General features: G+C 58.4%; 21 protein-coding genes and 1 tRNA gene. 3 read left to right on the top strand and 19 right to left on the bottom strand.

Features of this window, described 5'->3' with window-relative positions:
* The coding region (locus PHU01S_RS23170) for a YhgE/Pip domain-containing protein (RefSeq protein ID WP_164763170.1) at positions 1-918 on the bottom strand (918 nt) is incomplete at its 3' end.
* Positions 919-1,275: 357 nt separating this feature from the next.
* On the opposite strand from PHU01S_RS23170, the gene PHU01S_RS23165 reads away from it, so the two are divergent.
* A complete protein-coding gene (locus tag PHU01S_RS23165; protein WP_049868018.1) occupies positions 1,276-1,857 on the top strand; it encodes a TetR/AcrR family transcriptional regulator in 582 nt (193 codons plus the stop codon).
* 102 nt (positions 1,858-1,959) lie between these two features.
* Here the strand turns inward: PHU01S_RS23165 and msrB are convergent, their stop codons facing one another.
* From msrB to PHU01S_RS23110, 11 genes are all read right to left on the bottom strand, one after another.
* Entirely contained in the window at positions 1,960-2,916 is a 957-nt protein-coding gene (gene msrB, locus PHU01S_RS23160; protein ID WP_021881871.1) for a peptide-methionine (R)-S-oxide reductase MsrB, read from the bottom strand.
* A 103-nt stretch (positions 2,917-3,019) separates the two neighbouring features.
* Positions 3,020-3,220, bottom strand: a complete 201-nt coding sequence (locus PHU01S_RS23155) for a hypothetical protein (RefSeq protein ID WP_021881870.1) — start codon at positions 3,218-3,220, stop codon at positions 3,020-3,022.
* Entirely contained in the window at positions 3,221-4,372 is a 1,152-nt protein-coding gene (locus PHU01S_RS23150; protein WP_127510161.1) for an alpha/beta hydrolase, read from the bottom strand. It lies immediately after the preceding gene.
* Positions 4,344-5,801 (bottom strand): nicotinate phosphoribosyltransferase, encoded by a 1,458-nt coding sequence (locus PHU01S_RS23145; protein WP_127510159.1) that lies wholly within the window; start codon positions 5,799-5,801, stop codon positions 4,344-4,346. Before PHU01S_RS23145 ends, PHU01S_RS23150 begins: the two co-directional genes overlap by 29 nt.
* Before the next feature lie 80 nt (positions 5,802-5,881).
* Positions 5,882-6,172, bottom strand: a complete 291-nt coding sequence (locus PHU01S_RS23140; protein ID WP_307721823.1) for a LapA family protein — start codon at positions 6,170-6,172, stop codon at positions 5,882-5,884.
* Between the two features lie 107 nt (positions 6,173-6,279).
* Positions 6,280-9,060, bottom strand: a complete 2,781-nt coding sequence (locus PHU01S_RS23135) for a CHASE3 domain-containing protein (protein WP_127510155.1) — start codon at positions 9,058-9,060, stop codon at positions 6,280-6,282.
* A gap of 100 nt (positions 9,061-9,160) precedes the next feature.
* Positions 9,161-9,946, bottom strand: a complete 786-nt coding sequence (locus PHU01S_RS23130) for an SDR family NAD(P)-dependent oxidoreductase (protein ID WP_048745578.1) — start codon at positions 9,944-9,946, stop codon at positions 9,161-9,163.
* A gap of 104 nt (positions 9,947-10,050) precedes the next feature.
* Positions 10,051-11,055: an aldose 1-epimerase gene (locus tag PHU01S_RS23125; RefSeq protein ID WP_048745579.1), complete on the bottom strand. Its 1,005-nt coding sequence runs from the start codon at positions 11,053-11,055 to the stop codon at positions 10,051-10,053.
* Between the two features lie 241 nt (positions 11,056-11,296).
* Complete coding sequence (locus PHU01S_RS23120; protein WP_127510153.1) at positions 11,297-14,488, bottom strand: efflux RND transporter permease subunit; 3,192 nt, start codon at positions 14,486-14,488, stop codon at positions 11,297-11,299.
* A gap of 21 nt (positions 14,489-14,509) precedes the next feature.
* A complete protein-coding gene (locus PHU01S_RS23115) occupies positions 14,510-14,959 on the bottom strand; it encodes a MarR family winged helix-turn-helix transcriptional regulator (RefSeq protein ID WP_048745583.1) in 450 nt (149 codons plus the stop codon).
* Between the two features lie 326 nt (positions 14,960-15,285).
* Positions 15,286-16,221 (bottom strand): helix-turn-helix transcriptional regulator, encoded by a 936-nt coding sequence (locus PHU01S_RS23110; RefSeq protein WP_049868021.1) that lies wholly within the window; start codon positions 16,219-16,221, stop codon positions 15,286-15,288.
* A gap of 135 nt (positions 16,222-16,356) precedes the next feature.
* On the opposite strand from PHU01S_RS23110, the gene PHU01S_RS23105 reads away from it, so the two are divergent.
* Positions 16,357-16,596 (top strand): YczO family protein, encoded by a 240-nt coding sequence (locus PHU01S_RS23105; protein ID WP_048745585.1) that lies wholly within the window; start codon positions 16,357-16,359, stop codon positions 16,594-16,596.
* 3 nt (positions 16,597-16,599) lie between these two features.
* Here PHU01S_RS23105 and PHU01S_RS23100 read toward each other — a convergent pair whose 3' ends face one another.
* Together PHU01S_RS23100 and PHU01S_RS23095 are read right to left on the bottom strand one after the other, a co-directional pair.
* Positions 16,600-17,787: an SPL family radical SAM protein gene (locus tag PHU01S_RS23100; RefSeq protein WP_069202465.1), complete on the bottom strand. Its 1,188-nt coding sequence runs from the start codon at positions 17,785-17,787 to the stop codon at positions 16,600-16,602.
* Between the two features lie 73 nt (positions 17,788-17,860).
* The gene (locus PHU01S_RS23095; protein ID WP_049868023.1) at positions 17,861-18,718 is read right to left on the bottom strand and encodes a YitT family protein; all 858 of its coding nucleotides are present in this window, start codon (positions 18,716-18,718) and stop codon (positions 17,861-17,863) included.
* 157 nt (positions 18,719-18,875) lie between these two features.
* Between PHU01S_RS23095 and PHU01S_RS23090 the strand changes: the two genes are divergently transcribed.
* Positions 18,876-20,189 (top strand): MFS transporter, encoded by a 1,314-nt coding sequence (locus PHU01S_RS23090; RefSeq protein ID WP_049868025.1) that lies wholly within the window; start codon positions 18,876-18,878, stop codon positions 20,187-20,189.
* A 61-nt stretch (positions 20,190-20,250) separates the two neighbouring features.
* Here the strand turns inward: PHU01S_RS23090 and PHU01S_RS23085 are convergent, their stop codons facing one another.
* The 5 genes from PHU01S_RS23085 to PHU01S_RS23065 all read right to left on the bottom strand — a co-directional run bounded on the left by PHU01S_RS23085 (position 20,251) and on the right by PHU01S_RS23065 (position 26,716).
* The gene (locus PHU01S_RS23085; RefSeq protein ID WP_246029321.1) at positions 20,251-21,147 is read right to left on the bottom strand and encodes an NAD-dependent epimerase/dehydratase family protein; all 897 of its coding nucleotides are present in this window, start codon (positions 21,145-21,147) and stop codon (positions 20,251-20,253) included.
* Positions 21,148-21,372: 225 nt separating this feature from the next.
* Positions 21,373-23,775: a glycosyl hydrolase family 18 protein gene (locus PHU01S_RS23080; RefSeq protein ID WP_127510151.1), complete on the bottom strand. Its 2,403-nt coding sequence runs from the start codon at positions 23,773-23,775 to the stop codon at positions 21,373-21,375.
* Between the two features lie 138 nt (positions 23,776-23,913).
* Positions 23,914-25,812, bottom strand: coding sequence for a glycosyl hydrolase family 18 protein (locus tag PHU01S_RS23075; RefSeq protein WP_053086942.1), 1,899 nt, complete (start codon positions 25,810-25,812; stop codon positions 23,914-23,916).
* A gap of 563 nt (positions 25,813-26,375) precedes the next feature.
* Complete coding sequence (locus PHU01S_RS23070; RefSeq protein WP_083436269.1) at positions 26,376-26,528, bottom strand: YfhD family protein; 153 nt, start codon at positions 26,526-26,528, stop codon at positions 26,376-26,378.
* A 113-nt stretch (positions 26,529-26,641) separates the two neighbouring features.
* Positions 26,642-26,716 (bottom strand) — tRNA-Gly (locus PHU01S_RS23065).
* Positions 26,717-26,728 lie beyond the last annotated feature (12 nt).

Here is a 26,728-nt window from a genome sequence, read left to right as displayed (position 1 = left end):
TTGCTGCAGCTTGGCGCTTCCGTCCGCCGACTGCTGCAGCCCTTGCTGCAGCTTGGCGCTTCCGTCCGCCGACTGCTGCAGCCCTGCGGCCAGCTTGTCGGTTCCCTGCTTGGCCGCGGAAGCCCCCTGTTCCAGCTGGCCTCCAGCCGCATGCAGCTGGCCGAGGCCGCTCGCAAGGCTTCCGCTGCCGCTGACGAGCGACTGCGTGCCGTCCTTCAGCTTGCCGGCTCCCTCGCTGAGCGGATCCATGCCGCTTTGCAGCTTCTGCGTGCCTTCCGCGAGCTTGGCGAGATTGCTTTTGAGCTTCGCCACTCCGTCATCGACCTTGCTGGCTCCGTCCTTCAGCTCCCCGGCGCCGTTGCTGGCCTCCGAGAAGCCGTCCGATATTTCCTTGACCTGATCGAACATGCTCTCGGTATACGCCTTCGTAATGCCGGAGCTCAGATCGGCGCGAATATCCTTCATCGCGCTGTTGCCGATCTGGCCGGCAATGAAGTTGTAGTCGCCGTTAGGCTCAAAAATAATTTCGGCCCGCTCCGGATTGTCGTTCATCAAGGTCGTCGCTTTTGCGGAAAAATCCTTGGGAACCCGGATCGTCATATAATAATCGTTGTTTTTCATTCCTTGCTCCGCTTGTTCCGGACTTACGAACTGCCAGTCGAATTTCTCGTTTTTCTTCAGCTCGTCGATGAAATCATGTCCTGCGTCAAGCGTTTTTCCCTTGTACACCGCTCCGGCATCCTCGTTCACGACGGCAACCGGCAGCTTCTCCAGATGGCCGTATGGATCCCATGAAGCCTTGATTAGAAATCCGCTGTACAAAATAGGAACAAACGCGACGGCGATGAACGAAATCGCAAGCATCGGCTTTTTGAACATGTCCTTCAGGTCTTTGCCGACGACGTTCAAGGCTTTCATTGCATTCCTCACCCTATCTTTCGTTTATCTTTTTCGGCCGGCTTGCGCATGCTAACCAGCGAGAACAATCCGCCGGGTCATTGAAGCTCTCCTCCAAGTTATGACCAAAAATCAATTTCGGTCAGTTGGTCAAAAACTACTTTAACACGCTCTCCGTCATCTTGCAAGAGCTCCTCCGAAGTGCAAGCGCTGTCTCTTCAAATAAAAGCTGTCTCTTCAAATAAAAAATGAAACGGCCGTTGCGGTTCTCCGTATAGAAAAGTTATGATTGTTTCGAATGACCACAATACATTTTTCGTTCCACGGTCAATGAATGTCATGGCTGAGGAACCCCGATATAAAGGAGCGATCCCTTTCATGTCCATCGACCGGAGAACGGAAGTCGTCAACGCCGCTGCCAAATCCTTTGCCATGTTCGGCTACAAAGCCACTACGATGGATCAGGTGGCCAAAATCGCGCGAGTCGGCAAAGGAACCATCTATACTTTCTTCGATAATAAAGAGCAGCTGTTCGAAGAAATCATGAACAACTTCATTGAAGAGATTCTCGCGGTGGCGGAGGCCGCCATCGATCCGGACAAGCCATTCGCCGAAAATCTTCACCGCTGCCTGCTCGACGTGCTCACCTACCGCCGCGAGCATGAGCTCAGCGTCCGCCTCTCCTTGGAGATGAAGGAATTCGGAACCGCGGCGGCCGGCTTCGGCATCCGCATGACCGAAGAAGCGCTGAACGGCTTTGTCAGCGGCGCCGTCCAGGACGCCATCGCCAAAGGCGAGATCAAGCCCTGCGATCCCAAGCTTACCGCCTATGTGCTGATCAAGCTGTTCATCACGCTCGTCAGCGACTGGCCGGCCGCATCGGGGCAGCCGATGAAGGAAGAGGAAATCATGAAGCTGTTCGAGCTCTATTTCCTGAACGGAGTTTCCGCGCAGGGATAGCCCTTGACCTGGATTTGGACCTGGACCGGATAAACGCAAGCAGCCGCCCGGCATCATCTCGCGATGACGCCGGGCGGCTGTTTTGTGCATGCCGGTTAAACCTTACTGGAAGAGGGAAACATACTCGCCGTAGCCTTCCTGCTCCAGCTCCGACTTCGGAATGAAACGCAGCGCAGCGGAATTGATGCAATAACGGAGACCGCCCTGGTCCTGCGGTCCGTCGTCGAACACATGGCCGAGATGGGAATCGGCGCGGGTGCTGCGGACTTCGGTACGGACCATGAAATGGCTCGTGTCCGTCTTCTCGTTCACGCCCTGCTTGTTCAGCGGACGGGTGAAGCTCGGCCAGCCGCAGCCGGAGTCGAACTTGTCGAGGGAGCTGAACAAAGGCTCTCCCGAAACGATGTCGACGTAGATGCCTTCCTCCTTGTGATCCCAGAACTCGTTGCGGAACGGAGGCTCCGTGCCGTTGTTCTGGGTCACTTCGTACTGCATCGGGTTGAGCCGCGCGCGCAGCTCGTCCTCGTTTTTCTTCATCGTCCAATTTTCCTTGATGAAGGCGTCGCGGCCGGAGCCTTTGCGGTACATCTTGTAGCGGAACGGATGCGTCTTGTGGTAGTCCTGATGATAGTCCTCCGCATCGTAGAACGTTGCCGCAGGCTCGATCGTGACGACGATCGGGCGGTCGAAGCGTCCGCTCTCCTCCAGGCTGCGCTTGGATTCCTCCGCCAGCCTGCGCTGCTCCTCGCTATGATAGAAGATGACGGGACGGTATGAGTCGCCGCGGTCCGCGAACTGGCCCATCGCATCCGTCGGATCGACCTGCTGCCAGTAGATGTCCAGAAGCTTGGCGTACGGGAACACATCGGCATCGAAAGTGATTTGCACGGCTTCCGTATGGCCGGTATTGCCTGCGCACACTTCATCGTAAGTCGGGTTTTCCTTATGTCCGCCTGTGTAGCCGGAGACGATCTTGATAATGCCCGGCTGCTCCTCGAACGGAGATACCATGCACCAGAAACAGCCACCGGCGAATGTTGCTACTTGCTCGTTTGCCATATCGCAATCCCTCCTGGGGTATCGTAATTAGTCATCAGGCAAGGACCCATGTATGGAGCCTTTCTTCTATTATAACGAATGCATGCCCCCCAAGTCCAAGCCTCTACTCCCGCAGCGCATCCTGCAGCTTGGTCGACATGGACGAGCCGCTGCCGCCCATTCTTCGGCGCAGCCGCTGCATCTCCGCCGTTAGCCTGGCGACTTCCATTTCGAGAGAAGCCTTCTCCTGCTCCAACCCGGACAGGCGGTCCCGCAGCTGCATGTTCTCTTCCTCCAGCCTGTTCATACGCTCTTCAGCATTCATTTAGCTCCATCCTTCCTCCCGGACTATCAGCTCTGGACTCCGCTCCCTCAAGATCGAGTCCATGAGCGCCGAGCTCTCTTCCCCGTCAGGGGAACATTCCAGATCCGCATCCGCATCGAACGCCATCTTGCTGCCTGCAGCGGCCAGCTCCCGCCGAACAAAGGCGGCCGCCAGCCGCAGCGAGTGTCCGGCAGCCGGAATCCAGCCCGGCATCATCGCCGTAAAATCGTGAATCATTCCCGCGTAGCAGCGGTATTCCACCGCGACTCCATCCCGCCGCAGACGCTCGGCATACTGATGCCCCTGGTCGCGCAGCGGGTCCAGCTCCGCCGTGACGACGAGCGCAGGGGGCAAGCCCTCCAGCGTATCCGCCAACAGCGGAGACACAGCGGGCTTTCTTCGATTGTCCTCCGGGGCATAACCGGACGCGAACTGCTGCAGCAGCCGCAGCGTCAGCATATACTGCCTGCCGTTCTCCCGCAGCGAAGGCTGTGCCGCGCTGCCGGCGCCGCCTGTCAGATCGACCGCCGGATACAGCAGCGCTTGGCAGGCGATGTCCGGCCCTCCGCGCTCCTTGGCCAGCAAAGCCGTCACAGCGGCGATATTGCCGCCGGCGCTCTCGCCCGCCACGGCGATCCGGCCGCCGTCTCCTCCCAAGCCGGACGCATGGATCGAGGCCCATTTCAACACGTCGTAAGCATCCTCCACTCCGGCCGGATACGGATGCTCCGGCGCCAGCCTGTATCCGACCGACAGCAGCATGCAGCCGCTCAGGACGCACCAGGCCCGATTGTATCGATGCCGGGCGGTGTGGTCGCCAAGAGCGAAGCCGCCGCCATGGAAATACAGCACAATCGGGAGCTTGACCGACTCGCTTGCGCTCTCGGGCCGATACAGGCGAACAGGAATCATGCGGCCGTCATGGGCAGTCGCGGTTATGTCCTTCCAGACTGCCCTGCCTTCCACCCGCAGGGCTGCGGCCGCATCCAAGCCCTTCATGAACAGCCTCATGCGAGGGCGCATCCGCGGCAAGGTCAAGCCCGTCATCCAAGATCCGGCATGGACGATGCCGAGCAGCAGCCGAAGCGGCAGCGAGCGGGGGCCGAGCGGGCGCTCCGCGGAATCAGCGCCCTCCCGTTCTTGGCTTGACACGCTGGATCATCTCCGTCTTCAGGCTCCATAGCGACTCGCTGAAAGCAACGGGATACGGCTCCGGATGCAGCTTGCGCAGATGCGGCTGGCGGAACAGCTTCAGCTGCCCGGCGTGGTAGGCACGAATCTCATCCAGTGCAGGCAGCTCTCCCGTCAGCCGTCCGTCCCGGAAAACTGCCTTCAGCAGCGGAACGGCTGCATAATCCTCCGCCTCTGCCGTCACATACGGGTGGGCCGGATCGACCAGCTTCAGCACCGCTCCTTCCACCGGCGCCGTGTCTCCGCGCAAAGTCATGAAATCGGCCACAGCCATGCCGCTTCGGCGATCGATCAGGCGGTAAACGTCCTTGACGCCCGGATTCGACACTTTATCCAGGTTGCCGGAGATTTTGATCACCGGCTCGTAACGGCCGTCCTTCTCTCGGGCGACGAGCTTGTATACGCCTCCGAGGGAGGGCTGATCCGCCGCCGTAATCAGCTGCGTGCCGACGCCCCATGTATCGATCCGCGCGCCTTGAGCCTTGAGATTCATGATGATGTGCTCGTCCAGGTCGTTGGAAGCGACGATCTTCACATCGGGGAATCCGGCTTCGTCCAGCAGCCGCCTGGCTTCCCTCGACAGCACCGCCAAATCGCCGCTGTCGAGCCGGATGCCCTGAAGCTCCTTGCCTTCCTTCCTCAGCTCTTCTCCCGTCCGGATGGCATTGGGGACGCCGCTTTTGAGCGTATCGTACGTATCGACAAGCAGCGTGACTCCATCCGGGAGCGCCTTGGCGTAATTCATGAACGCTTCCAGCTCGCTGTCAAACGCCTGGACCCAGGCATGGGCATGGGTTCCTTTTGCCGGCATGCCGAACATCATGCCGGCTCTCATGTTGCTGGTGGCATGGAAGCCGGCGATATAAGCCGCTCTTGCTCCCCATACGGCCGCATCCATTTCCTGGGCGCGCCGGGTCCCAAATTCGAGCAGCGTATCGTCTCCGGCCGCCTGCTTGACCCGCGATGCCTTGGTCGCGATCAGCGTCTGAAAATTGGCCGCGTTCAGAAGGGCCGTCTCCACGAGCTGGGCTTCCATAATTCTCGCTTCGACCCGGATCAGCGGCTCTCCCGGAAATACGAGCGTTCCTTCCGGCACCGCTTCAAGCGTACCCGTAAAACGGAAGGAGCGCAGCTCGTCGAGGAAAGCCTCCTCGTAACGCTCCTCCTGGGCGCGGAGATAGTCCAGATCCTCTTCGCTGAAGGCCAGCTTGGAGATGTAATCGACAATGCGCTGCAAGCCGGCAAAAACAGCAAACCCGTTGCCGAAGGGCAGCTTGCGGAAATACATCTCAAAGACGGCTTTACGGTTATGCGTGCCCATTTTCCAGTGGGCATACATCATATTGACCTGGTATTTGTCGGTATGAAGCGTCAGATCCTCGCAGTTCATCGTTGACCTCCTAAATGGACAAGCTTCGCCAATGGCAAAGGCTGCGCCGCTTGAACGGCGCAGCCTTTGGGCATCGGAATTTATTCAGCCGGTTTCAACAATCGGTTGTCATGCTCCGCAAGCAGGTCCCGATCCTGGATGACGGGCCGGTCGGAGCTGTGCAGCGCCCGGGATTCATCCAGCTCTCTCTTCAATCCTTTGATCTCCCTTTGGAGCCGGTACTGGCGGATGATTCCGAACAGCCCTGTGCTCAGGCCGCCCAGCAAAGCCGAGATCAGGATGACCAGAATAAGCGGCGCGCTCGTCGTCGCGAACATGAAGTTGACCAGCACCGGATCGACGTTGATGACAGCGAATATGGCAATAAGCAAGGCAAAAACCAAGCCGGATATTAACAGACCTTGCGTTTTCATCGGAAATCACCTCAAGCCTTCTCTTCATTGGATATTGTTCCCTTTTACCCGGACGCCATGCCCGTTCAAACCCTTTTTTTCTTCGGCATCCACACTTCGATCAGGGAATACAGCTGCTCGATCGCAATCGGCTTGCTGATGTAATCCGAAGCCCCTGCGGCCAGACATAGATCCCGGTCCTGCATCATCGCCTTCGCGGTCAGAGCGATGACGGGAATATCGCGGTACAGGGGATGCTCGCGGATCCGCCTCGTCGCTTCATAACCGTCCATGACCGGCATCATCATATCCATCAGGACGACGTCGATATCCTCCCGCTCGTCCAGAAGCTGAAGCGCCTCCTCGCCGTTGTTCGCCGTCAGCACCTCCGCCCCTTCGATCTCCAGGGCATTCGACAGGCTGTAGACATTGCGGATATCGTCATCGACGAGCAGGATAAGCCGGCCTGCCAGAGCCGGATGGCTGGGGATCCGGTCTGATGACGCGGCTGCCTGCTGCTTGGCGGCTTCGGCCGTTGCCGAAGACCGCTCCCGGTCTCTCCGCTCCGGCGTCGCCTGGAAGGAAGGCGATTCAGCTTCAGCCGATTGCTTCGTTCCTCCCTCGGCATTCGCCAAGGAGGACAACGACGGAACATACAAGGTGAACGCGCTGCCCGCTCCCGGGCTGCTGTCGAGCGTGATGAGCCCGCGCAGCAATCCGGCAAGCTCGCGGGAAATCGAGAGGCCGAGGCCGGTGCCTCCGAATTGGCGGCTCGTCGTGCCGTCGGCCTGCTGGAAGGCATCGAAGATGACTTCCTGCTTGGAAGGATCGATCCCGATTCCGGTATCGCTGATTTTGAAGGAGACGATCTTCTCCCCGCCGGCTTGCGGAAGCAGCTTAGCGGCTTCTTCAGCGGGGACGAGCGCAATTTCCAGAGACACTCCTCCCTGAGGGGTGAACTTGAAGGCGTTGGAAAGAAGGTTTTTGAGAATTTGCCGCAGCTTTCTTTCATCCGTGTACAGAGTGGCCGGAACATCCTCGCCGCAGTTCATCTTGAAGTCCAGCTGATGCTTGTGCGCAATGCCGGAAAATCCGGAGAACACGCTCTCCGGCAGCTCCGACATGTTGATGGCATCCACATGCAGATCCATGCGTCCGGCCTCGATCTTCGTCAGATCAAGGATGTCGTTGATCAGATCCAGCAGATCCTCCCCGGCGGAATGGATGACGCGGGCGAATTCTTCTTCTTTCTCGGACAGATTCCCGGCCGGATTCTCGGCCAGCATTTCCGACAGAATCAGCATGCTGTTGAGCGGCGTCCGCAGCTCATGGGACATGTTGCCCAGAAATTCGCTTTTGTAGCGGGAAGTCTGCTCCAGCCGTTCGGAATACTGCTTCAGCTCCTCCTGGATCTGGCTCAGCTCGTCGTTCTTCTCCTCCGACAGCACGAACTGCCTTCCAAGCTGCTCGTTGGAGGCGGACAGCTCCTCCTGCTGGGTCTGAAGCTCTTCCGTCTGGACCTGCAGCTCCTCCGTCATCGCTTGCGACTCGCGAAGAAGGCTCTGGATTTGCATTTGCGTGAACAGCCTGTTGAGGGCGCTGCCCAGCATGTCGGCTGCTTTCTCGGCGAATGTCTCCAGATGATGCTCGAAAGGCTTGAAGGAGGCGAGCTCCAGCACGCCTAGCGTCTTGCCTTCGAACAGGACCGGAACCAGCAGCAAATGAGATGGCGGAGCGCTGCCCAGTCCGGAGGAAATCCGAATATACGTCTCCGGCACTGTGTAGCTTCGCTTGAGCTTTTCGGCAGCCGTTCGGCCGACAAGCCCTTCTCCGAAGCCGAACGAAGCGGATGCCTCCTCCAGACCCGATCCGCTGCCCGAGACGGACGCGGCAAGCGTCAGCTTGGCTCGGGAATGCTGCGGATTGGAAATATAAAGCGCTCCATATGGCGCCTTCAGAGCCTCCGCGATGTAGCGGACCACCATGTCGGCCGTCTCGTTCAGATGCTCCGCGCCCTGCAGGCGGGAGCCCAGTTCTACGCTGTAGCGCTGAATCCAGCTCTCGCCTTCGAGCTTCTCCAGCAGCTTGTTCGTCTCTGCGGCTAGATCGGCCACCTCATCCGAGGTCGAGATCGGGACCCGAATCGAGAGATCGGCTGCGCTCTGCTCGCTTTCTCCGGACATGCCCTCCAGGCAATCCGTCACATTTCGGATCGTGCGGACGATGGAGCGCGACAGCAGCCAGCCGATCAGAGCCGACAGGAAGATCGACAGTCCGAACAGAGACAGCAGCGTCGTGCGGAGCATGCTGTTTCCTTCCTCCAGATTGGCAAGTCTCTTGGAGGTAAGGGTTTTCTCCGTGCTGCGGAATCCCTCGAACATTCCCCGCAGCTTGTCCATGTCCTGCTTGCCGCGGTCGATGACATAGAATTTCCTGACCGCCTCTTCATCCCCGTCTTGCTTGGAGTCGATGACAGGCATCGTAATGGCCAGCCATTCTTCAATGACCGAGCGGATCGACTCCAATGTTTTCATCTGAAGGGGGTTGTCTGATATTAGCGCCATCAAGCTGTCATAGTTGGTCTGCCATTGCGAAAATCCGTTCCGGTAAGGCTCCAGATAATTATCCTCGCCGGTGACAATGAATCCCCGCTGGCCCGTCTCCATGTCCAGCACGTTTTTTTCGATTTTGTTCGTAAGATTATGCACTTCGATATCATGGCTTGTAATGTAGTTCGTTTCTTGCTGGACCTTGTCCAGCTGGTTGAAGACGACAAAAATCGAAATCGCCAGGCATATCAAAATGACGGCATAACCGGCGATAATCTTGGTTCTGATCGTAATTCTCCGCTTCGATTGGCTCGACAACTTTCTATCCCCTGTTCTGGCCGGCGAAGGCGCACAAGCTGGCTCTGCGCCGGATTTATCCCTCAAATGCTCGAGACGGATGCCGAATCGGCCTCCGGTATCAGGTCACAGGCGATTTGCCTCCGTCAATATTCAGCGCCGTCCCCGTTATATAAGAAGCCGCGCCGGAAACGAGGAAGACGATGGCATCCGCTGCCTCCCGGGTCTCTCCGATCCGTCCGAGCGGGACGGCATGGCGCGGATCCCGGGCATACTCCTCCCAGCTGAGCTCGGGAGCGTCGCATCTCCACTTCCGCTCGATCTGATCGCTGCGGATCAAACCGATGCAGACCGCGTTCACGCGGATGCCGTCGGCTGCGAGATCCCGGCTCATCGCTTTGGTGAGCGCGATTCCTGCCGCTCTGGTCACCGAGGAAGGAAGCGCGGCCGCCCCAGGCGACTTTCCTCCGATCGCCGTCACGTTGACGATGGCGCCGCTTCCGGCCCGCTTCATGAACGGCAGCGCTTCGCGGGTCATATGGACGGCTCCCATCAGCTTCAAGCCGATATCGGCCTCCCAGCTCTCGAAGCCGACCTCCTCGAACGGGGCTGCCGCAGACGTTCCCGCATTATTGACAAGAATGTCGATTTTCCCGTCCCACTTCTCCGCGATGGCCAGGACGGCTTGTTTGACTCCATCGGCATCGGCAACATCGCAGGCCGCCGTCAGGACGCCGGCCCCGGTCTCCTCCTCAATCCGTTCCGCCGCCGCTTCGAGATCCTCTATCGTGCGGGCGATCAGGGCGACATGAGCGCCTTCCCGCGCCAGCGTGAGCGCCGTGGCGTATCCGATGCCTTTGCTGCCTCCCGTAATGACCGCATGTTTGCCGCTCAGGTTGAGATCCATGGTCAACCTCCTTCGATGATATCGAATCGATCTCTATCGGCTCTTGCATTTCCCGGGAAATCGACGTCAATGTCGCGTCCTGTCGTCCGGTTCGGTTGTGGAGATTAGCGGCCTACCTTGACGTAGAAACGGGCGCGCTCTTCCCAAATCTCGCCCGGCTCCAGTCCGAACAGCCCCATCTCCTCGGCTGGAAGGCTCATGTTGGGAGCATTGACGAGGTTCACTTGCGGCTCCGGACAGAAAAACTCTCCCCGGCCCTGATTGTTGTACAGCATCCACTGCTTGTAGGAGGTCCCGACATCGTAGACGAGCGTGACGCCGCGCTTCGTATCGGTCAGTTCCATCCGGTTGCGGCCATTTTGGGGAACGGCTGTGTAGTGGTGGTCCAACGCCGTCCAGAACGGATCGACTCCGTCTTCCTTCATGTTCTCCTCTTCGGCGCTCAGAGGCATGAAGGAACCGGTAGGCAGCATCCTCGGGCTCATTTCCCAGCGCTCGCCGATCGTCAGCTTGAGCTTGCAGTCCTGCGCTTTGCTCCCCGGAGAGAACGGCGCGTTGAGCGTCGTATGGAACGCCAGCAGGCAAGGCATCGATTCGCTTCCGTCGTTGCGGAGCGTGACCCGCTGGGACAGGCCGTCCGGTCCGAGGGAGTAGTGCAGGCGCACCGTATAGTTGAAAGGCAGCCGGCGGTAGGCGGGATGGTCCTCGTCGACCTTTACCGATACCGTCACGAAGCTCTCGTCGCCCTTATGGCCGAAGCTTTCTACTTCCCAGGGGGTTTGATAGAGAAAACCGTGCAGATGGTTGTCCGTTGCCGGCTCGTTGATGGGAAGCTGATAAATTCTGCCGTTCCAAGGGAACTTGCCGTCTTCGTACCGGTTGGGCGGGAAAAGCACCGGGATTCCCCAGACGATGGAATTTTCCCGAAACTTCTGCATGTCCTCGTGTGCCGGCTCGCGCAGGAACCGGTATCCGTTGACCAGATCGCGGAAGGCAACCAGATTGCCTCCGATTTCGGGAAGCATGACCGCTTCGTAGGCTCCCGCTCGCAGATAAATCGCCTTTTGTCCCTGATAGATGCCCTCAAATGCACTGCTCGCGCTGCTCATATGGATATCCGCTCCTCTCTAAATTCCGCTTCTACTAGAGTACCATATTTTTTTCGACCTGTTCTATACGAATTGACAAGCTTATTGCCCTGCAAGCACAAGCTTGGCGCCGTCTATTCCGGCGCTTGACGCCGCCGGTTCCGGCATCCGGCATCCGGCAGGGAGAAGGCTGCATGCAGAGAAAAAGAAAGCAGCCCGCGAAGCGAGGCTTCACGGGCTGCTCTTTCGGACTTGCAGATCGTTACCGGTCCGCCATGAACGGCTCCCCTTGCATCTCGGAGCCATGATCCGCGCTTTTCTCGCGCTGCATGAACGGCCACCAGTTCGCCGCTCCGAACGTCCTGACCATGACCGGAACGAACAGCGGAAGCATGAGGAATGCGTACAGGACCAATCCGCACAAGACGATCGTGGCGATCTGCATGAGCGACATCACGCCGGAAGGCAGCATCGCCGCGAACGTTCCGCCGAGAATGACGGCGGCGGACAGAATGACCGATCCCATATTGCGCATGGCGCGCAGAATGCCTTCCTTGGGAGCCAGATGCTTGTATTCGCGGAAGCGGTCGAGCAGGAAGATGCTGTAGTCGACGCCGAGCGCGATGAGCAGGACGAAGCTGAAGAACGGCACGGCCCAGCTGATTCCGTCATAACCGAGAATCCGGGTGAAGACGACCTCGGCGATAGCCATCGACGTATAGTACGTAATGAGCAGCGAGGCCATGATGTAGGCCGGAATGACGATCGAACGGAACAGGAGGATCAGAATGACGGATATGCCGATCAGCATCAGGATGACGGTACGGGAATAATCCTCGTCCGAAATCGTATTGAGATCATGCTGCGTGCTCGTGCTGCCTCCGACCGCATACTGGGAGCCTTCGTAGCCGGTTCCTTTCAGACCGCGCTCCACGGCCGCATTCACATCCGGAATTTTATTGAGCGTGGTTTCTTCATACGGATTCGTAGAGAATACGACATCGAGAGTCGTTATGTCGCCTTCAGGAGACAAGTAGGTTTCAAGAGCCTTCTTGAAGTCCGCATCGGCAAGAGCCTGCTCCGGCAGGTTCCAGCCGCTGAGTCCCGAATCCGGCTGTGCCGACAGCTCATCCAGATAAGTCCGGGCTTCGCCGAGTCCGTTCGATACTTGGCTGATTCCGTCGACACTCTGGTCAAGCCCGCCGGTAAGCTGCCCCAGCTGCTTGTTGAGATCGGCAAAGCCGGTCTGCAGCTGCTTCTGTCCTTCCTGCAGGGAGCTGAAGCCGCTCGTCACCTGCGGCAGGCGGCCGATGACCTGACCTTGGCCGGCTGCCGCTTGGGAAATCCCCTGCTGCAGCGATTCGAGTCCCGCGGCCAGCTTCTTCAGGCCGTCGCCAAGCGCCGCTTGACCGGCTGCTGCCTGCGACAAGCCGGCATTGGCATCCGCAATGCCTTTGGCAGCCGAGCTCAGCTGGGCATTGAGCTTCTCCAGTCCACCGGCAAGCCGGGAAGCTCCGCCGGACAGCTGGCCGAGCGATTGCATCGCTCCCTGGAACTGAGCGTCGGCCGCCAGCTCCGGATATTTGTCGCCGAGCGCCTGGAAGGCCTGCTCCAATCCGGCAAGTCCTTGGGCCAGCTCCTTCTGGCTGGCGGCGGCGTCTCCATATGCGGAAGACAGCTGCCCCAATCCGCCTCCGACCTTCTTGTAGCCCGCAAGCAGCTTGTCGCTTGCCGCCGCCAGCTGCTCGGCGCTCTGCTGCGCTTGCGCAAGTCCGGCGCCAAGTTCCTTGGCGCCGGCCGTTCCGTCCACAAGCCCTTTGCGGATCCGCTCGAGGCCTTGCCCGAGCTGCTCGACTCCGTCCTGCAGCCTGGCGGTGCCGGTGACGAGCTCCCCGGCTCCGTCGGCAGCCTGCTTCAGCTTCGGCGCATTGTCCGCGAGGCTGGTGCTGGCTTCCCTCAGCCCCTTGCCGATTTTGTCGAGTCCATCCGTGCTCTGGCCGATGCCGCCGCCCAGCGTATCGGCTTGCTTGGATACCTCGAGGTCTTCCAGCGGAGATCCGGCTGGCCGGGTGGCGCTGCGTACGAGCTTGACGCCGTCCACTTTCGACAGCTCGCGGCTGATCTGCTCGACGACAGCCAGGCCTTCCTTGCTGTCGAAGCTTTTATCCGCCTTCAGGATAACGGTCGAAGGCATTGAATCTCCGGGACCGAAGCTGTCGGAGATCAGATTGAACGCCTTGACGGAACGGTATTCATCCCCGATTTCCTGCAGCGAGTTGAAGGAAATCGTATTTTTGTATGCGGCCATGAACGGCACGATGAAGATGGCGAGGATAACGAGAGCCCATATCGGCTTGCGCAGGGAGAAGCGGCCCATGCGGTCCCACATGCGGCTTTCTTTATGCTCGAGAGAACCTCTTGCCGGCCAGAACAGCGCGTTGCCGAGCACGGCCATGAAAAACGGAACCAGCGTGACAAGCGCGATCAAAAGCACGGCGACCCCGACGGCGACAGCAACCGCCGAGCGGTACAGCACGAAGGTGGAGAAGCCGATCGAAGCGAAGCCGACCAGAACCGCCGCCCCCGAGATCAGCACCGTGCGCCCGGCTGTGCGGTAAGTGGCCAATATCGCTTCCGTGCGGTCCAGTCCATGAGACAGCTCTTCCTTGTACCGGCTGATCAGCAGGATGCAGTAATCCGTTCCGATGCCGAACATAATCGCCACCATGAAAATCTGGGTGAAGTTGGAGAGCGGGAAGTCCGCGTATTTGACGAGGAACGACACGACCGACTGCGACAGCAGATAGCTCAAGCCTACGGCGAGCAAAGGCACGAACGGCGCTACGACCGAGCGGAAAACGATGAACAAAATGACAAGGATGAAAATGACGGTGATGGACTCGGTCTTCGCCAAGCCCTCCATCGAGCTTTTGACCTGATCCTCGTTGATCATCCATTCGGAAGTGTAGTAATGCTCCGTCTTGATGCCGGAAGCCGCATTGTACAGCGCATCCTGCAGGTCGACGGCTTCACGGCCGTTTTTCTGGATGCCCACGAGGGCGAGCATCGTTTTGCCGTCCTTGGAGATGAGCTGGTCCTCAAGCTCCTTCTGGTCGAAGGGACCTGTAACCGATACGATCCCCTCCTTGCCGCCCGATTGCTTCATGGCGTCCAGCCCCGTACGGATGGCGGTTTTATCGTCGGCGCTCAGCCCTTCGGCACGGTGGAACACCAGGACGGCCGACAACTCATCCTTCTTGGACGAGTCGGAGGACTGGGCGTTCTTCTCCTTGATCAGCTTGGAAGCCATCGACGAGGAATAGCCGTCCGGGACGGTAATCTGGCCTTTGTCCCTGACGAGCTGCTGCATGTCCGGAGCGGACAGCATCAATCCGGCTGCCGCCGCTATCCACACAATCAATATGGCCCAGCGCCATTTCAATATCGTTCTCACCGTATGATTCCCCTCCGGTTATCAATTCTTTAGTTTGTCGGCTAGAAACTCGAACGTTTCAATGAACTGCAAAGCTTCTTCGTCCTCGAATGCCTGGATATAACGACCGAGAGTGTCTTTGATGATCCGGTCGGTTTCCTTCGCTGTCCGAATTCCTTTGTCTGTGAGCGACAAATACGTGACTCTGCGGTCCTTGCCGTCTGGATGGCGCTGGATCAAGTCCTTGTCGACCAGCCGCGTAATCAAGGAAGTAATCGTGCTTTTGCCCACGCAAAAAGCGTCCGCCAGCTCCGTTGAAGTGCAGCCTCCGCCCGACTCGCCTCGCGAGTTCAAATAACGGACAATGCCGAATTGCTCCCTGGTCATATCCTCCGGAAGCTTCTCCTGGATCAAGGCGTTGAAGCGCCTCGTCACGACAAAGCTCGCGGCCTCGTACCGCTTGATGATGTCCGGCAGCAGCTCTTCCCTCATCGCCAGTCCTCCTTTCTTGTACAAGTTCGATGTTGAAATAGTTTGATAATCGAACTTTATCATGGCAAAAACCGCCCTGTCAACAGACAAGGCGGCTCGTTTCATTCATTCATTCATTCATTCATTCATTGCGGCTCGTTTCATTCATTCATTCATTCATTGCGGCTCGTTTCATTCATGCAGATTGGCTCGCTTCATCATACATGCGGCTTACTTCATTCATGCACAGCGGCTTGCAGCACTCATACGAGCAGCTGAGCTCTGCTAGATGCAGCCTTCCGCCATACGGCCGTGCCGGGCTGTTCCAGCCGCGTTCGGGCAGCCCATCAGGCTTCATACAACGCTTGGATTTCCGCTACCTGATCCATGAGCTTGCGGGCTACATAGGGAGGATCGACGACCTTGACATGAGGCCCATAGCTGAGAAGCCGCGAATAGAGCCAATAGCCCTGTTCTTCGCGATCCGCGACCTCCAGCCAGCCGTCATCCCGGATGACAATGAAGCTCCGGTCGTAATCATCCAGCACTCTTGTCTTGACCGAGGGGTGAAACAGCAGCTTCAAGTCGATTTTGAGGCTGTCTTGACACGCCATGCGCTTGTCGAGCTCTCGCAGGTCGACATCACGGCGGGTGAACGTTTCCGGCAGGAGATCCAGCTGTTCCATCCGGTTGAGGCGGAAAGTTCGGTAATCGCCCCGCTTCAGGCAGTAGGCGTGCAAATACCAAATGTAACCCTTCAGCGCAAGTCCGACCGGCTCCACCATCCGCTCGCTGCTCGTTCCCTGCCAGTCGAGATAGACGATGCTCAGCAGCCTGCATCCATCCAACGCTTCATGGATGGTTCTCAGCATCGCTTGATGCCGCTCCTTCTCCTTCCATGGATGCAGATCGATCAGCACCCGCTCGCCGGAGGAGCTCCCGCTCCCGTTGCCGGATCGTTCCACCAAGGCGATCACCTTGTCGATCAGCGAAGAGAGCTCCTCTCCGCTCAAGGCAGACCCGACTCCGCGCAGCGCTGTCACGATGGATTGCAGCTCATCGCAGCTCAAATATTGCCGCTCCAGACGATACCTCTCCATAATCTCGTAGCCTCCCGAGAGGCCCGGATAGGAAATGACGGGGATACCGGCCATATTCAGCGTTTCCAGGTCGCGGTATATGGTGCGCAGCGACACTTCGAAGCGCTCGGCTAGCTCCTGAGCCCCGACACGCCTGCGGCCGAGCAGCAGCATCGTGATGCCGAGCAGTCTTTCCAGCTTCAATCGGGTTCCCTCCTTGCATTCAATCCATGGCAGGCCGCCGTCTGCAGGCTGCCATCCTTCGTCATGGCACCGTCCAGGTTCACTTCCAGGCCCGGCCGGGTAAAGAAGTACAACCTATCCAACGAGGTGATCATAATGACGGAACCATCAAAGAAAAAGCTGGACCATCAGCCTGAGGGCTCCAGCATCCAGGACCGGGACAATCCGGAGCAGCTGCCGACGGAGAAGGAAAGCCTGATGGATGCAGATCCATCCCAGATGAACGTGGATTCCATTCCGGTGGAAGACCTGACGATCGAGCAGCAGGACGAGAAGGACAAGACCAAGACCAAAAACGATTCCTCCAGCGCGCGTAAATATCACACCGGCTTCTAAGCCTCAGAATGGGAGAGACATCTGCTCCAATACTTCGATCTCCGTCCCCGGCGTGCATCCCGCGCCGGGGATTTCCCTGAGGCGGGCCAGCTTGCCCGCCAAGCCGGGCTCTTCGGAGAGAAGCCGTTGCGCATCATCTCCATCCGCTGCCGCCGGGGAGAGATCGGCCCCGGCATTCGGCTTCGATATCCCTTCACTCAAGGACTTGGCTGATTCTGAACCGACGGGTACGGTTCTTCCCTCACGCATAGGAACGGCAAGCATGGCAGCTGCCTGTCCCAATCCACTCTCCCGCACGCTTCCCGCGCTTTCCCTATAAAAACGGTCCTCCGGAATTCCGTGCAATACCCTGAGCTCCGAGACGATGTCATGAATCCGCTCCGCATAATCCCGGCTCGCATAGGCTCCGGCAAAGATCCGGTCGTAAGCCGGAAGCAGAGAGGCATCGTACCGCTGAAGCATTCCATAGTACCAGCTCTTCACGTCAGGCGTCAGGCGCAGCAAGGAAGTCATCATATAACCCGCGCCGGCCTCCTTGACCGCTCCCATCAGCTCGTCGAGCCGGGAACGGGAGTCGGTCAGCAGCGGAAGGATCGGCGCAGCGAACACGCCGGCCGGCAAGCCGGCATTCCGGAGCTCGGCCAGAGCCTGAAGCCGCTGCCGCGGCAGCGGCGCGCCGGGCTCCAGGAACCGGATGAGCTCATCGTCGAGGGTATTCAGGCTGATGTTGACCGAGAGCAGATTCAGATCGGCCAGGATGTCCATATCCCGCAGGACCAGCGGCGAACGGGTCGTGATCGATACCGGCACTCGGTAGCGGGCCAGCACCTTGAGGCACTCCCGCGTCACCTGCCGGCTGCTCTCGGCAGGCTGATAAGGATCCGTAGCCGTGCCGATCGCGATATGGCCGACGTCCCTCGCCAGCTCCTGAAGGTCGAAGCGCCGGGAAGCCGCCATATTGTGCAGCTGCTTGCGAAGCGCTTCCGCGGCATTGTCCTTGACGAGGATATGATCCTGGAACTCGTCGCTTCCAAGGCCGATGAACGATTGAAACGCTCTCGCATAACAGAAGCTGCAGCCATGGGCGCAGCCGCGGTACGGATTGATCGACCAGCCGAACGGCATCTTCTCTTCCTTGACCCGGGTCATCGCTTGCTTGACGACGACCGTCTCCAACCGCTTCGCGCTCATGAGCTTACCTCCCGACAAGAACGTTTGTTCCCATATAGATATACTATATCATAGGAATGAGCATCTGGCAATGCTAGAAACCCGATTCATCCCGCTCCTGCCTCCAGCCTTTGCCGACGACTTCGTGCACGTCGCTGAATGTGACAAAAGCGCCGGGATCGGCTTCATGCACGAGCCGTTTCAGACGGCCTGTCTCCTTGCGGCTGACGACACAGTAGATCACTTCGGCGCGTCTGTTATCGAATGCGCCTCTCCCGTCGAGAAACGTCGCTCCCCGCTTGAGCTCGCTCAAAATCTCGCTTGAGATCAGCTCCGGCTTCCGAGATACGATAATCGCTGCTTTGGCCGAATAGGAGCCTTCCTGGACGAGATCGATCAATCTCGCACCGACCAGCATCGCAATCAGCGTATACATGGCCCTTGTCAGGTCCAAATAAATCAACGAAAGCAGCACAACGGCCGCATCGGTGACGAAGATCGTCCTCCCGAGGCTCCAGCCGAACGATTTCCTGCACAGCATCGCCAGGACATCAACCCCGTCGGTCATGCCGCCGTACCGGAATACGATTCCCAGCCCCGCTCCGACGATAGCCCCCGCATATAGGGAAGCCAGCAGCAAGTCTTTAAGCGGCAGCCGGAACGGTTCGAAAAAGATGAGGAACAGCGAGAGGCTGACCGAACCGATCACAGCATAAATAAAACTCGTTCGCCCCATGTATCTCCAGCCCAGCAAAAAGATAGGGACATTAATGATCAGGCTTGACCAGCCTGGACTCCAGCCAAGCACGTAATTGAGAAGCAGGGCGACGCCCGTAATTCCGCCTTCCGCCAAGCCGTTGGCCAGATTGATTTCATTGATTCCGAACCCCATGAGGGCGGAGCCGGCCAGAATGGCGGCTATGTTTATCGCATGCCTTCCCCAGGATTTCATGACGCGATTTCCTCTCCTGAATCTTCTCATCCTCTCATTCTTCCCCGAAAATGCCGGAGCAAGCCTGTTATTGTCCACCCTCGGGCAGTGTGGTACATTGGTACGAAAAAGTGTCCGGCCTTACCGGATGCCAGTCCCCGGAGGTGCGGCACCTGTTATGAATTCTTTGCGCGGGCGAGCAGGCTCTTTTACTTGGAATTCTTTTTTGCTGCTTGCCGTCGTTTTTGCCGGCTATCTTGTCTTCGGCCTATCGGAAAACATTAAAGGCCCCGCCATTCCGCGCATGCAGGCCGACCTGCGGATCAGCGAATTCCAGGTTGGCCTGCTGCTGGCGTTCAACTCCCTCGGTTACTTGATCGCCTGCTCCTTCACCGGCTTGCTTGTGCGCAAGCTCGGCATGCGCGCGACGACGGTCGCCAGCTTCGGGGCGATGGCCGTGTCGGGACTGTTCATCTGGGCCTCCTCAGGCTTTTTTTCGCTGTCGGCCGCCTACTTTTTCCTCTACATCGGCAACGGCGCCCTTGAGATCGTCCTTTCCTTGCTGGGAGCGCGGATCTTTACGCGCAACGCGGGGACGATGATGAATCTCGCGCATTTCTTTTACGGTCTCAGCTCCATGGCCGCGCCTCTGGCCGCCGCGTATTTGATGGCTTTCCGTCCGGGAGACGGCGGTCCCCTCGGCTGGGGAGGGATGTATGCCCTCGTCATGGCCCTTTCCATTTTGCCTGCCATTCCGGCTCTGCTCGCACGTTTCCCCGGCAAGGAAACCCCCGAAGATCCAGCTTCCGCGGGGAAGCAAGAGGCGGAGCCTGACGGTCCGGCCGCAGCGGGCGGCCTCTCGGTGCGCCAGTACGCGAGAGATCCCGTCGCCTGGTTTGTCGTTGCCATCCTCTCTGCGGGAGTCGTAGCCGAGATGGCTTTCGGAGGCTGGCTTCCCGCCTTTCTGGAAAAAGCCTACCGCTGGGACGGGACGGCCGCTTCCGCCATGCTCTCCGGGTTCTTCGTCTGCTTCACCGCTGCGCGGCTCGTGCTTGGCCCTCTTACCGACCGAATCGGCCTTATCCGCTCCATTCTCATTTTCTCCCTGTTTTCCGGTCTTTGCACCGTGGCGGCCGTTTTCGCCGGGGAACCTGGAGCCTGGCTGTTCGCTCTCGCCGGAGCCGGCATCGCTCCGATCTATCCGACGGTCATGGCCTTTCTGGCTGTCCGCTACGCAGGCCGGAGCGATGCGGCCATCACGTTTACGGTGACGATGCTCGGGTTTGCAAGCGTAGCGGGCAACCTCCTGATCGGAGCCATTACCGACGGCTTCGGTCGTCTGTTCGGCAGCTCCGGCAGCGGCGAGATGCGCGGCATGCAGGCCGGCTTCCTGTTCATCGGCTTGTGCGCGCTGCTCTGCGCCTTGGCGGCCGCACTCCTGCTCCGCCATCTCAAAAACAGAAAAGCCGCTCCGGCAAGGAGCGGCTTCTAGAATGCAGCTTGGATCGATCCAGGCCGCCATGAATGCTACAGCGGCCTAGCCGTACAGCAGATCAGTTCCCGGCATGAGCAGCCTTCGCCGCTGCAGCGAGCTCTTCCGCAAGCTCGGGCAGCCAATGCTCAAGGCTGTAGAACTCAAAGCCGGCCTCCGCAGCGAGGGAGTTGTCCATATGCCAGGACTTGCCGATGCCGAAAGGAGATCTCTGCTCGTCCGCCGACTGCTCCCGGATGACGGCCGTTTTGCCGGTCGCCTTCTCCACAAGGCCGATGACTTCCCGGATGGATACATCCCCGTTCGAGCAGCAGTTGACCGGTCCGGTCAAGGAGCTGTCCTTGAGCCAGCACAAAAACGCCGCCGCTTCGGCGGAATGCACGAAGGAGATTCTCGCATCCGGGGACGGCACTCCGATCGGTTCCCCGCCGAGGACCTTGTCGACGTGGAAGTGCAGCCGCTTCGTATAATCATCCGGCCCCAGAATAATCGGAAACCGGACCATGACCGCTTCGAATCGGTCTTGTTCCCACAGGACCGCCTCGGCCTGCCGTTTGCCCTCTCCGTAGCTCAGCGTATGCCTGCTGCCTCCCGTGACTGGATAGCCGCCCGGCATCCATGCGGTTTCTGCGAGCCTTTCCGGCGATTCTTCGTACACGGACAAAGTGGATACCTCGATGTATCGCTTCGTTTTGCCTGCCAATACCTCTACCGCAATGGCGGCATCCTCCGGCGAATAGCAGATCTGATCATAGACGACATCCCACGCACGGCCATCCACCGTAGCTGCAAGCGAAGCCTTGTCCTCGCGGTCCAGCACCAGATGCTCCACCGGACGAACAAAGGACGTTTCCGTTTTCCCCCTCGTGCCGATCGTCACCTCATGGCCTTCCTCCAGCAAAAGATTGACCAGCCTCTTGCCCACAAACCGCGTTCCGCCCAGCACAAGTATGTTCATGACTCGATCCTCCTTGGATGTTCTATTCTCTAGACTTCGCCGCCTCAGCCTGAAAACCTGCCCCCTTGCCCGTATGTCCATCACGAGGAAGCTCGGTTCCATCCTAAGCCTTGCCGTTCGGCGCCTCCCTCTTGCAAGATAGAAAAAGCGCCTTTTCCGCGCCTCCCTCTGCGGAGGGTTAGGCTGCACGGTAAAAGCGCTGGAATCGTTAAGCTTTGTCCGGGATCAGTTCAGCTTCCACAAGGCAGGAGTCGTGGACGGTTCCCAGCCGGTCAGGGAGGTGTGCGGCTGGAGGCAAGTGTAGCTCTTGCCGCCGTAGGCCACGACATCGCCCGCTTTATAAGCAACCCCTGCCTTCCATGCATTGACGCCAGGCGTTGCCGTCGGCGACGGTGTCGGCGTTCCCGTCGGCGACGGTGTCGGCGTTCCCGTCGGCGACGGTGTCGGCGTTCCCGTCGGTGCCGGGGTCGGCGTTCCCGTCGGCGACGGCGAAGCCGTTCCGCAGGCTCCGGCCGATTTCCAAGGACCGTCGGCTCCGCTCAGGTCAGGGCGATCGCCCTGGGTCCACCATTTAGCTTCATACAGAACGCCATTATAAGAAGCCCTTTGCCCCCCGGTATAGGCGGTCGTGGATATCCATGCTGCAGCGGAGCATGCTCCCGGGGATGGGGACGGCGTTGGACTTGGCGTGGCCGACGGCGTCGCGGTAGGTGAAGCCGTCGCCGATGGAGTCGGAGCCGGCGTAGCCGATGGTTTCGGCGTTGCGCTAGGCGTCGGCGTGAGGCTAGGCGTTGGCGTTGCGCTCGGAGTCGGCGTCGGCGCGCCTCCATAAAGCTTGTCGTACTCCTGCTGCGAGGAGCTTCCGTTCAGCGTCACCCGCTGCGGTCCTCCGGAGAACGCCAGCTTCATCATGCCGGGTACATCCAGCGTCGCGCCATTTGCAATCGTCTGCGTCGCCGTACCTGTTATCCGGTACCGGTTGAAATCCCAGCCTGCAGATAGTTGTTCCACCGATCCGGCTCCCCAGGCGGAAGTCAGGGTCGTCGTCGTCGGCAGATCGAACTCCAGCTTCCAGCCGCCAGCGATATCCGCGCCGGTGTTATTCGTTATTTTCAACGAGTAGGTATAGTTCGGATGGTCGTAGTTGCCGCTGAAGCCGATGCTGAAATTTTTCGGGGCCGGCAATTGCGGCTTGACCGTGCCTCCCGGAAGCGAAGCCGTTTTCAGCTTATCGTAGGCGAAGCTGGTCAAAGAGCTGCCGTACGTGTACGTGCCGTCGGCCTGCTGGGAATAATCGCCGGTCAGCTCCCAGAACATCATTCCGCCCAGCCCTTTTTCCTTGATGTAGTCGAGCTTGTAGCCGAGCGATTCCGTATCCTCGTAAGAAAGGAAAATCTTCTTGTCCGCATTGTACAGGTACGGCGTTTTTGTCACGGAATCAAAATAGCGCTTGTTCGCAGGATCCTTGAGCAGGTTGAGGATATGCCAGATCGGATTTGCTCCTGCCGGCTGTTCCGGGGCCGGATCGTTCCAGATGCCGTACTTCCCGTCGGCGCCGCCTCCGGTTGTCGCGGCGCTGCCCCACAACCCGGTATTGTTGATGCCGCCGTTCACGTTTTTCCAGCCGCGGGAGTAATAAGGAACGCCGATGACAATCTTCTCGGGCGGCAACGTTCCGAGATAATATCGCACGGCCCAGTCCGTATTCAATACCGGCGTTCCAAGCGCGGCCGTCTCCGTATCGCGCGAATCGGGATACAAGGCCGAGTGGGGGCCGACATAGCCGTTCCAAGCTCCGTGGAAGTCATACGTCATCAGGTTCGCCCAGTCCAGGTATGGATTCGCTTCGCCCAGCTTCATCCCGCCAAGAATCCAGGACGAAGCAGTAGCCGCGATGGTTAGATCGTACTTCTGGTTATCCTGAGCCCCAGCAGCATCCAGCTTCTCGCGAAGCTTTTTCATAAGAAGGACGTAGTTGTCGTAGTTCACCTTGCGCAGCGGCTCCGCAACGGAGGAATCGATCGGATTGCCGGATTGTCCGGTGCCCGACGGATACTCCCAGTCGATGTCGACGCCGTTGAATTGGTACGTGCGCAGGAAGTCGACGACGCTGCTCGCGAATGTCTCTCGCCCGGCTTCGGAATTGGCCATCGTGTAGAAGCCGCCCGAGCCTGACCAGCCTCCGACCGAGATCAGCGTGCGGACGTCGGGGTACAGCTGCTTGTATTTGACCAGCTGGTTGAAATGCCCTTTGAAGGACAGGCTGGCAAGCTGGCCGGGATAATCCTTTTCGATAGCCGCTTTGCGATCCATGAAGTCGATTTTGTTCGTCTGCGCGTTGACCTTGGCGAATGCATAGTTGATATGGGTGATTTTATCCCACGGAATTTTATCGACCGTGTAGAAGCCCTTGTTCTCCTGATCGCCCCATTCAGGGAAATAAGCGACGATTTTGCGGGGATGGTCGGCTGCGGGGGATGGATCGGCAGGAGCTCCTCCGGCTGCCTTGGTTATCGGCGAGTAAACGCCCGCTGCGCCGGAGTAGAGCGGGAGCAGGACGACGAGACTCATCAACGCGGCCAGAATCCGGGCTTGGCCTATGGCTTTCCGATTTGCTTTTGCTTTCATGCACGTTCCTCCAGACAGTTCATGATCGTTGCTCAGGCATGGAAAAAAGCGCCCCCGCCGCCACGCCAGCCTGACTCAGGCATGGATTTTATCGCAGGACAGGAGCGCCGGAATCAATATCGCAGGTTGGAGCCGGCCTTAGTTCAGCTTCCAGAGGGCAGGAGTCGTTGACGGCTCCCAGCCGGTCAGAGACGTATGAGACTGAAGGCAGGTATAGGACTTGCCGCCGTAGGTGACGATATCGCCGGCTTTGTAGGCCACACCCGCTTTCCAGGCATTGGCTCCCGGAGTTGCCGAAGGAGCAGGTGTCGGAGTCGCGCTTGGCGTCGGGGTTGCCGATGGCTTCGGAGTCGCTGTCGGCGTTGGCGTTGCCGTAGGAGCCGGCGTCGGGGTTGCCGTCGGAGTCGGAGAAGCGGTGCCGCAGGCTCCGACCGATTTCCAAGGGCCGTCCGTGCCGCTCAGATCGGGGCGGTCGCCTTGGGTCCACCATTTGGCTTCATAGAGAACGCCATTGTAGGAAACGCGCTGGCCGCCCGTGTAAGCCGTCGTGGATACCCATGCCGCAGCCGAGCATTGGCCCGGGGTCGGTGTAGGAGTTGGTGTCGGTGTTGCGCTTGGCGTCGGTGTAGCAGACGGAGTCGGCGTTGCCGATGGAGTCGGCGTTGCGCTTGGCGTCGGAGTCGGCGTGTAGCCGGAGCCAAGATCCGTGTTCAGCTTGTTCAGCAGCGTTTTGTTGCGGTCGCCGCTCGTTTCCCAGAACATGGCGCCTGCAAGGCCCTTCGACTTCAGGTAGTCCGTCTTGTAGCCCATGGACTGGACATCGTCGTAGCTGATGAACGTTTGGTTGGAAGGATTGTAGAGATAAGGCACTTTGGCTTGATCGTTCCAATAGCGGGTATAACCGTTTTTGTTGATGTAATTGGCTTCAAGATCATAGAAGTCGTAGCTGCCTTTTTCCCATGTGCCTGTCGAAGAGATGCCGGCGCACTTCTGATACTGGCCGTTGCCGGTAGACGGGCATCCTCCCCATCCGCGGCCGTAGAACGGCGTGCCGAGAACAAGCTTGCTGGCTGGAACTCCACTCGCCAGATACGTCGTAACGGCTTTGTCGATGTTGAAGTTCTGCGGATCGGTCAGCCCCGTTCCAGCTGTCGCCGGATCATAATACAATGGAGCGTTGTGGCCGCTCGTCGTATTCCAGCTGCCGTTGAAATCATAGGTCATGATATTGATCCAGTCGACGGTGCTGGCAATTCCTTTGAGATCATTGTTCTGGATGTAGGAAGGACCCGCTCCGGATGCGATAGTCAGCAAGTACTGCTTGCCGTCTGTCTTGCCTGCCGCGTCCAGCTTCTCGCGGATCTTCTGCAGCAGCAGAACGTAGTTCTGCTTGTCTTCCGCACGGTAGCTGTTGCCGGCGAGGCCGCCGCTGACCGGATACTCCCAATCGAGGTCGACCCCGTCCATTTTGTATTTCCGGATGAAATCGACCGAGGAGTTCGCAAACACTTCACGAGTAGCGGCCGTAGCGGCGACATCGGAGAAGCGGTTCGACCATGTCCAGCCGCCTACGGAGATGACCGTCTTCAGATTCGGGTTTTTGTCCTTCAGCTTCCACAGCTGCTTCAAGTTGCCTTTGATCGGGTCATCCCACTTGTCATCGCCGAAGCTCTTCTGGGCATCGATCCAAGGATCGCCGAGCACGACCGTTCCGTTCGGAACGCTGATCGTCTGGCCTTGCTCGTTCTGACAGGACCAGGTCGTCGGATTCGGTCCCGTCGGATCCGGATTGCCATGCTTCCCATCCCAGCAAATATCCGCGAACGCATAGTTGATGACATTCATTTTCGTCGCGTCGACGTCCGTGACATTGTAGGCGCGGCCGTATGCGGCCCATGAAGCATAATAACCGACAATCTTGTAATCTGTAGCTGCATTGGCTTGCTGCCCCGCCCCAAAAGTAGGGAACAGCGACAAGGCAAGCGCGCCCAACATCCCAAGCGCATATTTCTTGCGGGTTTTATTTTTGCTGAACATCATTCAAATCCAACCTCCTCCATGATTGCTTGCATCCGTTATGAAAACCTTGGCCTATCAATCGATGGCCGCCTTTCACCCCCGGTTTGGAATTCACCCTCACCATGCATCTCTTCCAGATAAATGACAAACAATGTAAATTATTTCAGCAGACAGTGAGAAACCCTTGAAATGATAGCGTTTTCTAAAGCTCGAATTTTGATGGTCTTCACTTGCCTAATCGCATGACTCATCCATTTTCGCAGGGTAGGAATCAAAAACGCTAATAGGAACCGAGTTGTCTGTAAGCTTGACTGACATTGGAATCGGTGAAGGTAGTTCCTATTTTCATCCAAGCGGGGAATTTTGGCTAGGGAGAAAATTCAGAAAGAACGGGGGTAATTTTCTTCAAAAATATGAGCGTTTCCCGCTTATTTGAATCCATTTCTTTCAAAGATGAAATTTCTCTCATTCTTTTTAGGGGGAAAAAATTAATGTCCTTAACAAGAGGAAACGCAAAAAGCCCTGTTCCTGTTAAGGAACAAGGCTTGAAAGCTTATTAACGGGGTCACTGGGTCGTATTCTTACCTTTCAGCCCTTCGGTCGGCTTCCTCGGCCCTTTGCATAGCTTCCAGATCATCGCGGTCGGCCAAATCCCGGCTGAATTCCACGTCCTCGCTTTTACCCAACGGAAGATCTTTATTGCCGTTTTGATTGCGGTGTTTGCTGTCTGCCATATCAAGCTCCTCCTTTGCCGCTCTTGAAGAGTGGATCGATCCTTACTATGCGCCAGCAAGCAGCCGAGTATGCAGAAAACAAAAAAACCGCCAAGGGCGGTTGAACGTACAAATGGAGCGGAAGACGGGAATCGAACCCGCGACCCTCGCCTTGGCAAGGCGATGCTCTACCGCTGAGCCACTTCCGCATGCGGTAAAAT

Source organism: Paenibacillus humicus NBRC 102415, from assembly GCF_004000905.1.
GTDB classification, from domain to species: domain Bacteria; phylum Bacillota; class Bacilli; order Paenibacillales; family Paenibacillaceae; genus Paenibacillus_O; species Paenibacillus_O humicus.
This window is presented reverse-complemented; position numbering and strand designations above follow the sequence as displayed.

What these genes read in the sequence shown, in the direction of transcription:
- PHU01S_RS23165 (WP_049868018.1), top strand. Translation starts at nt 1,276, where the DNA reads ATGTCCATCGACCGGAGAACGGAAGTCGTCAACGCCGCTGCCAAATCC.
- msrB (WP_021881871.1), bottom strand. Translation starts at nt 2,916, where the DNA reads ATGGCAAACGAGCAAGTAGCAACATTCGCCGGTGGCTGTTTCTGGTGC.
- PHU01S_RS23155 (WP_021881870.1), bottom strand. Translation starts at nt 3,220, where the DNA reads ATGAATGCTGAAGAGCGTATGAACAGGCTGGAGGAAGAGAACATGCAG.
- PHU01S_RS23145 (WP_127510159.1), bottom strand. Translation starts at nt 5,801, where the DNA reads ATGAACTGCGAGGATCTGACGCTTCATACCGACAAATACCAGGTCAAT.
- PHU01S_RS23130 (WP_048745578.1), bottom strand. Translation starts at nt 9,946, where the DNA reads ATGGATCTCAACCTGAGCGGCAAACATGCGGTCATTACGGGAGGCAGC.
- PHU01S_RS23125 (WP_048745579.1), bottom strand. Translation starts at nt 11,055, where the DNA reads ATGAGCAGCGCGAGCAGTGCATTTGAGGGCATCTATCAGGGACAAAAG.
- PHU01S_RS23115 (WP_048745583.1), bottom strand. Translation starts at nt 14,959, where the DNA reads ATGAGGGAAGAGCTGCTGCCGGACATCATCAAGCGGTACGAGGCCGCG.
- PHU01S_RS23105 (WP_048745585.1), top strand. Translation starts at nt 16,357, where the DNA reads ATGACGGAACCATCAAAGAAAAAGCTGGACCATCAGCCTGAGGGCTCC.
- PHU01S_RS23100 (WP_069202465.1), bottom strand. Translation starts at nt 17,787, where the DNA reads ATGAGCGCGAAGCGGTTGGAGACGGTCGTCGTCAAGCAAGCGATGACC.
- PHU01S_RS23095 (WP_049868023.1), bottom strand. Translation starts at nt 18,718, where the DNA reads ATGAAATCCTGGGGAAGGCATGCGATAAACATAGCCGCCATTCTGGCC.
- PHU01S_RS23090 (WP_049868025.1), top strand. Translation starts at nt 18,876, where the DNA reads ATGAATTCTTTGCGCGGGCGAGCAGGCTCTTTTACTTGGAATTCTTTT.
- PHU01S_RS23085 (WP_246029321.1), bottom strand. Translation starts at nt 21,147, where the DNA reads ATGAACATACTTGTGCTGGGCGGAACGCGGTTTGTGGGCAAGAGGCTG.
- PHU01S_RS23080 (WP_127510151.1), bottom strand. Translation starts at nt 23,775, where the DNA reads ATGAAAGCAAAAGCAAATCGGAAAGCCATAGGCCAAGCCCGGATTCTG.
- PHU01S_RS23075 (WP_053086942.1), bottom strand. Translation starts at nt 25,812, where the DNA reads ATGTTCAGCAAAAATAAAACCCGCAAGAAATATGCGCTTGGGATGTTG.
- PHU01S_RS23070 (WP_083436269.1), bottom strand. Translation starts at nt 26,528, where the DNA reads ATGGCAGACAGCAAACACCGCAATCAAAACGGCAATAAAGATCTTCCG.